The following is a 262-nucleotide window of genomic DNA, read 5'->3' as shown; positions in this document are numbered from 1 at the left end:
CGGGTTCGGCGCTCGTGGCTGTCCCCAGGAGCGCGGTAAATGCCACATCGAGGTTCGTGAACCCCTCGACCAGCAACGGGCGCACCACTGTCATGGGCGTAGCATCATCTGCCACGTCCGAGACGAAGATCGAGATCCAATCCATTCTGTGTTGCCGCCCGAACATTATCGATTCGGGCCGACCGACACGGAGTCCGGTCCGAATCGAGGCGCCGGTTTGATCCAATTCAACGACCTCCCATCCAGCCTGTGCGCAGAAGGG

General features: G+C 61.1%; 1 protein-coding gene. It reads right to left on the bottom strand.

Going from position 1 to position 262, the window contains the following annotated elements; genetic code table 11:
* The coding region (locus ASU23_RS34985) for a DUF6301 family protein (RefSeq protein ID WP_301336408.1) at positions 1–262 on the bottom strand (262 nt) is incomplete at both ends.

This window comes from Rhodococcus sp. KB6 (assembly GCF_001445685.1).
In the GTDB taxonomy this organism is placed as follows: Bacteria; Actinomycetota; Actinomycetes; order Mycobacteriales; family Mycobacteriaceae; genus Rhodococcus_F; species Rhodococcus_F qingshengii.
The sequence above is the reverse complement of the archived record's forward strand: the minus strand, read 5'-3'. Positions and strand labels throughout refer to the sequence as shown.